General features: G+C 48.8%; 5 protein-coding genes and 4 tRNA genes. All 9 read left to right on the forward strand.

Going from position 1 to position 6,515, the window contains the following annotated elements:
• The first annotated feature begins 243 nt into the window (after positions 1-243).
• Positions 244-1,656, forward strand: a complete 1,413-nt coding sequence (gene purF, locus OEM52_12975) for an amidophosphoribosyltransferase (protein ID MDK9701053.1) — start codon at positions 244-246, stop codon at positions 1,654-1,656.
• A 2-nt stretch (positions 1,657-1,658) separates the two neighbouring features.
• A complete protein-coding gene (locus OEM52_12980) occupies positions 1,659-2,576 on the forward strand; it encodes a UbiA family prenyltransferase (GenBank protein ID MDK9701054.1) in 918 nt (305 codons plus the stop codon).
• Between the two features lie 4 nt (positions 2,577-2,580).
• Positions 2,581-3,225 (forward strand): CDP-alcohol phosphatidyltransferase family protein, encoded by a 645-nt coding sequence (locus tag OEM52_12985; protein MDK9701055.1) that lies wholly within the window; start codon positions 2,581-2,583, stop codon positions 3,223-3,225.
• An 11-nt stretch (positions 3,226-3,236) separates the two neighbouring features.
• The gene (gene cysS, locus OEM52_12990) at positions 3,237-4,685 is read left to right on the forward strand and encodes a cysteine--tRNA ligase (GenBank protein ID MDK9701056.1); all 1,449 of its coding nucleotides are present in this window, start codon (positions 3,237-3,239) and stop codon (positions 4,683-4,685) included.
• A 106-nt stretch (positions 4,686-4,791) separates the two neighbouring features.
• Positions 4,792-4,864 (forward strand) — tRNA-Thr (locus OEM52_12995).
• Between the two features lie 102 nt (positions 4,865-4,966).
• Positions 4,967-5,050, forward strand: a tRNA-Tyr gene (locus tag OEM52_13000).
• Positions 5,051-5,156: 106 nt separating this feature from the next.
• Positions 5,157-5,229, forward strand: a tRNA-Gly gene (locus OEM52_13005).
• Between the two features lie 28 nt (positions 5,230-5,257).
• Positions 5,258-5,330: transfer RNA gene (locus OEM52_13010), tRNA-Thr, on the forward strand.
• A 46-nt stretch (positions 5,331-5,376) separates the two neighbouring features.
• The coding region (gene tuf, locus OEM52_13015) for an elongation factor Tu (protein ID MDK9701057.1) at positions 5,377-6,515 on the forward strand (1,139 nt) is incomplete at its 3' end.

The raw sequence follows: 6,515 nt of genomic DNA on the forward strand, positions 1-6,515 counted from the left end.
TCAATGTAAAGGGAAAGTTTCACTGTTGCACTCCCGTGTCCGGTTCTATTCTCGTTGTTGATGATGTAATAACCACCGGGAGCACGTTGCGGGAAGCTGCGATCACACTGAAATCCGACACTGTGGACTGGATTGGCGCGGTTACGCTTGCCAGCGCTATGAAACACAAGTCTTAACAAAGCTGCCTCACCGAGAAAGAACCCTTTTTCCTTCCTAAGGCAATTTTCCTATATTGCTTCGTCTATGAAACCAAACCAGAACCCCGATCGGATCCAAGAAGAATGCGCTGTATTTGGCGTATTCGGACACCCCCATGCGGCAGATTTAACCTATCTCGGCCTCTATGCGTTGCAACACCGCGGACAAGAAGGGAGTGGCATCGTAACTACCGATGGCGCTCATTTCTATATGCACCGGGAAGCCGGCTTAGTCGCCGACGTATTCCGTCCTCCGGCATTGGAGAAGTTGCCCGGTGATTGCGCCGTTGGTCATAATCGGTATTCTACGACCGGTGTCTCGACAATAACAAATGTGCAACCACTCTTTTCCGTGGGACGAGACGGTCCAATCTGTATTGCACATAACGGTAATTTGGTGAATGCGCGAAAACTTCGTTACGAGTTAATGGAGCAGGGAGCGCTGTTTCAAACAACCACCGATACTGAGGTTGTATTACACCTTTTAGCACGAACAACCGGCGATTGGCAATCCCGCATGCAAACGGTATCAAAACGGCTTGCCGGGGCATATACCCTGCTTCTGATGACTCGTAACGAGTTGATTGGTATACGCGATCCCAATGGTATTCGTCCGTTAGTACTTGGCAGTTTGAATGGTTCCTATTTGCTGGCTTCGGAGACCTGTGCTTTCGATTTACTGAATGCCAAGTTTATCCGCGAAATCGAACCCGGAGAGCTTGTCGTCATCAATCGTTCTGGTTTGCAATCCTATCGCTATGCTGATCCAGCTCCGGCAGCGCCTTGCATTTTTGAGTTGATTTACTTCTCGCGTCCCGACTCGTTGAGTTATGGCGAGAGTATCGACCGTACTCGCCGTGCGATGGGGAGACAGTTAGCGAAAGAGAGTCCTGCTAACGCTGATTTCGTGATCTCGGTACCGGACTCATCCAACGCCGCCGCGCTTGGCTACTCGCAGGAATTGGGCGTTCCTTATGAGCATGGTCTCATTCGCAATCATTATATCGGTCGCACATTTATCAATCCGACGCAAGAGCAGCGTAACGCCGGTGTTCGCATCAAGTTTAATCCGGTAACCACGCTACTCGTCGGAAAGAGCGTGGTTGTTGTCGAAGACAGTATCGTTCGCGGTACAACCTTGCAGCAGCTAACATCGCTACTTCGTACGGCAGGAGCAGCGCAAATCCACATCCGAGTGGCAAGCGCTCCGATTTACTACCCGTGTCCCTACGGGATGGATTTTCCCACCCGGGAAGAGCTCATCGCGAACCACCGCAACCCCGATGAAATTGCAGAATTAGTTGGTGCCGATTCCCTCAAATATCTTTCGTTTGAGGGGATGCTAAATGCCGCACCATCACCCGGCAGCGGTTATTGCTCAGCATGTTTCAGCGGCAAATATCCGGTCGTTGTTTCCGACGACTTTGCGGGAAAACTCGGTCTGGAAGAGGATATATAAACTTGCAACCGCGGCGTCATCCGCTTGATTGGTTCTTCGTCTTACGTCCGACATTGCTGTTCCCTGTCTGCACGGTTTTTCTTGCCGGTGTTGGTTTTCATGGTACACGATTCTCATACATCGAATGGTCGATATTCGTTATCTGTTCAATCGCAATGGGGGGTAGTGTCTACCTTCTGAATGAAGTAAAAGACATCCCAAACGATGTAGCCAATCAAAAAAATCTGTTTCTCCCCCAACAAATATTCACTCCCATAACCATTAAGCGTTTTGCTCTGGTTCTTGCTATTTTCGGACTTTCAGGACTTGCTTTCATTGGGAAATCAAGTTTCGCGATTATCGCTTTTGGTTTTTTAATCACGGGCGTTCTCTACAATTTTCCCCCCTTCCGATGGAAAGATAAACCATTGCCAAGTTTGTTCGTAGCAATGCTTGCCGGTTTCTTGATTTTCGCGGCAGGATCGCTCATGAACCAAAATGGTCTTCTCGATTTGATTCGCGGAGTACCTTACCTGTTTGCATTCGCTGGAGTATCGCTCTGGACGCAAATTCCCGATGAGACCGGCGACCGCGATTCGGGGAAGAATACGTTCTGTGTGATATATGGTAAACGGACGACCGCATTTAGTGGATGGTTGTTTGTCGTTGCAGCCGCCTGTTTTGCCCTCTTGCTTGTGGAATGGGTATTGTTTGTCTCGGCGATGGTTACTTTAGTCGTTGCAATTCCTTTGCTTAAAGAGCTAAATGCCGAACGCGCAGGATTTTCCGCGAGAATTGCCATTGTCGTGTTATCTTTTTTGATAGGGTGCTGTTATCCGTTGTACCTCGTCACGATAATTGTGTATTATTTTGTTGCGCGACGATACTACCAACTGCGATTTGCTATCGTCTATCCATCGATAAGCGGGAACAAATGGTAAACCGATGCTCATAAAAAAACCGGCAGGTCAGTTCGTTGGAGTCTTACAAGATATCGGACTGCACCAACTCAAGAGCTTCTCCAATCTCTTGAGCATCTCGCGTGTCGTTCTTGCGATTCCGATGTGTTGGCTGTTGCTGCGTGATGCCGAAGGTGATAACTACATCGCACTCGGCCTCATGGTGATTGCCGCATTAACGGATTACTTCGATGGCTATTTTGCTCGCAAACTAAACCAGATAAGCGAGCTCGGAAAAGTGCTCGACCCGCTTGCCGACAAGATTTGCATATTGGCAGTAGCACTCTGTTTAGCAAGTCCGGAACGGGAAATCCGCTTCCCGTTTACGTTGTTTTTGTTTGTTGCGCTCCGTGATATCACCGTTGTTGTTTGCGGCTACTGGGCATATCGGGCAAAAGGTCTCATCATGGTATCCAATTGGTGGGGAAAGTGGAGTAGCTCAGTACTGGCAGTGTTAATGATTGTTGTGACGTTGAACGTACCACCGCAACCGTGGTATTACTTTTTCATCGATCCTACTCGATTATATTGGATCGCGTTAGTTTTGTTGCTAATCTCCTCGCTTAGTTACCTCGTGAAATTTCTTGACGTCGTGGCCGGCTCGGGAACCGACTCGGCATCGTCTACGTAATAAGGTTTATCATGTCACCGTTACCGATTTCCTTTTACAATTCGCTCACGCGAAAAGTTGAACCACTTATACCGCTCGCTCCTGACGGAAAAACGGTAACGGTTTATACATGCGGTCCAACAGTCTACAATTTCGCCCATATCGGCAATCTCCGGACTTATGTTTGGCAGGATATTCTCGTTCGCACTTTGAAGTATTTCGGTTACGATGTCGTCCGGGTAATGAATGTTACGGATGTCGACGATAAAACGATTCGTGATGCGCAAGCAGCGAAAATCGACTTCTACGAATTCACCAATCGCTATACCAAAGCGTTTTTCGATGACTTGCAGACACTGCGGATCGAACTTCCGACTCACGCACCGAAAGCGACTGACTTCATTCCGCAGATGATTGAAATGATTCAGCAGTTAATCGCCAAAGGTCATGCCTACGAAATCGAAGGGTCGGTGTATTATCGCGTCGACAGTTTTTCCGGTTATGGAAAACTATCTGGACGTACGAAACGCGGTGAAAATCGCGCCCGCATTCAAGCTGATGAGTACGACGAAAAAGAAGGTGTGCAGGACTTCGCTTTATGGAAAGCTGCGAAACCGGAGGATGGTGATGTAAAGTGGGAATCTCCGTGGGGAGCGGGTCGCCCCGGTTGGCATATCGAATGCTCTGTAATGTCGCAGGATGAGTTTCACACTGATAAACATACGAAGAATTATTTTAACGGTACCTTAGACATCCACTGCGGCGGCAAGGAACATCTTTTTCCACATCACGAAAATGAAATTGCACAGAGCGAAGGTGCGACAGGAAAAAAGTTTGTGAACGTCTGGTTGCATGGCGAATGGTTAAATCTCGAAGACACCAAAATGTCGAAATCGCTTGGAAACTTTTATGTCTTGCGCGATCTTATCGAGAAGGGATTTTCACCACGGGCGTATCGCTATTTCGTCTCGACCGCAAACTACCGGATGCCGGTCACCTTTTCATTTTCCGGTCTTGGAGATGCTGCGAAACGGATCGAAAAATTCGACGAATTCTGGTTCGCTTTTGAACGCGGGTTCGGTGATGGAACGCAGGGCGAAGTCGAACGCAAGGTTTCGCAGTATCGCGTCGAGTTCACCAACGCTCTTGCCGACGATATCAACGTAGCCCGCGCGTATGGCATCGTATTCGAGTTTATGCGGGAAATGAATGGCTTTCGTTCACAAGGTGTTTTGAATGATTTGGAAGTATCGACAATTCGAAATCTGTGGTTGGAGTTTGACTCAATTCTGCAAGTTTTAACACCCTGGGAGGAGCAAAGCAGTCTCTCGGAGACTGATATTCATAACTATATTGAGAGACGAAGGAATGCTCGAACCCAAAAACAGTTCGCTGAGGCAGACGCTATTCGTAAGGAATTACTTGAGAAAGGGGTCATTTTAGAGGATACCCCCGGGGGGACAATCTGGCGTCGGAAGTGATATGTTTCACAAGTGATTTCTTGACAATTCCATCGAATTATGTTATCCTCCTGTGCTGTAGTGAGAAGTGGCTCGTCGGTGAGTTCACGGGGTAAAGCAAAAATTCGCTGACGTAGCTCAGTTGGTAGAGCTCCCGACTTGTAATCGGAAGGTCGTCGGTTCAAATCCGACCGTCAGCTCGCTGACGTTAGAAGAATTGCGAACAACCTCTGCGACGTTAGGTCGTTTTACCGACCGGACCGAAATGGTTCTGTCGGTTTTTCTTCGATTGATCTTTGTTTGGTGGGGTGGCCGAGTGGTTAATGGCAACAGACTGTAAATCTGTCGTGCACCGCACTACGTAGGTTCAAATCCTACCCCCACCACATCGAAATTCTTAGCTCAAACATTCCTGTTTGAGCTGGTACTTGAAAGTTAGACAACCCGCCTTGCGGCTCACCGCAGGTTATCCTGTCTGACCAGTTCTTGAAAGCGGGAGTAGCTCAATTGGTAGAGCATCAGCCTTCCAAGCTGAGGGTCGCGGGTCCGAACCCCGTCTCCCGCTCTCATTTTGCAGCGGTTGCTTTCGGTAAGCTGACGTAGCTCAGTAGGTAGAGCACATCCTTGGTAAGGATGAGGTCACCGGTTCGATCCCGGTCGTCAGCTCGAATTGATTTGTTCACGAACCTGAACTTGAACGAGGAGTAGAGAAATGTCCAAAGCGAAGTTTGATCGCAGTAAGCCCCACGTGAACATCGGTACGATTGGTCACGTCGATCATGGTAAGACGACTTTGACGGCGGCGATCACGTTATGTTTATCGAAGCAGGGTTTAGCGCAGTATCGTTCATTTGATTCGATCGACAATGCGCCTGAAGAGCGTGCCCGTGGTATCACGATTGCGACAGCTCACATCGAGTATGAAACGAAGAATCGGCACTATGCTCACGTCGATTGTCCCGGCCACGCTGACTATGTGAAGAACATGGTAACTGGTGCGGCGCAGATGGATGGCGCGATTATCGTGGTTGCCGCGACTGATGGTCCGATGCCGCAGACCCGTGAACACATTCTTCTTGCCCGTCAAGTTGGTGTCCCTTACTTAGTAGTTTTCATGAACAAGTGTGATGCGGTCGACGATCCGGAGATTCTTGACTTGGTTGAATTGGAAATGCGTGAATTATTAAGCTACTACCAATTCCCGGGCGACGAGATTCCGATTATCCGTGGCAGCGCATTGAACGCATTGAATAATCCTGATGATCCGGTCGAGAACAAGTGTGTGTTGGATCTGATGGAAGCTTGTGACAGCTATATTCCGCTTCCGCAGCGTGCGACGGATCTTCCGTTCCTGATGCCGGTGGAAGATGTCTTCTCGATTACTGGTCGTGGTACGGTAGCGACAGGTCGTATCGAACGTGGTGTTGTCAAGGTTGGCGAGACTTTGGAAATCATCGGTTTAGGCGCCCACAAGGATACGGTTTGTACCGGCGTTGAGATGTTCCGGAAGTTATTGGATCAGGGTCAAGCTGGCGACAACGTTGGCATCTTGATGCGTGGCGTTGACAAGAATGAAATCGAGCGCGGGATGGTTTTGGCGAAGCCGAAGTCGATTACCCCGCATACGAAATTCAAGGGTGAAGTTTACGTTTTATCGAAGGAAGAAGGCGGTCGTCATACGCCATTCTTCGATGGCTACCGTCCTCAGTTTTACTTCCGTACGACGGACGTAACCGGTGCGGTAAAACTTCCGGAAGGTCGTGAAATGGTATTGCCGGGTGACCGTGTTACGGTCGATGTCGAACTTATCACTCCGATTGCGATGGAAGAGAAACTGAAGTTTGCATCTGT

The sequence above is a fragment of the bacterium genome (assembly GCA_030247525.1).
Taxonomy (GTDB): Bacteria; Electryoneota; JAOADG01; order JAOADG01; family JAOADG01; genus JAOTSC01.

What these genes read in the sequence shown, in the direction of transcription:
- purF (MDK9701053.1), top strand. Translation starts at nt 244, where the DNA reads ATGAAACCAAACCAGAACCCCGATCGGATCCAAGAAGAATGCGCTGTA.
- OEM52_12985 (MDK9701055.1), top strand. Translation starts at nt 2,581, where the DNA reads ATGCTCATAAAAAAACCGGCAGGTCAGTTCGTTGGAGTCTTACAAGAT.
- cysS (MDK9701056.1), top strand. Translation starts at nt 3,237, where the DNA reads ATGTCACCGTTACCGATTTCCTTTTACAATTCGCTCACGCGAAAAGTT.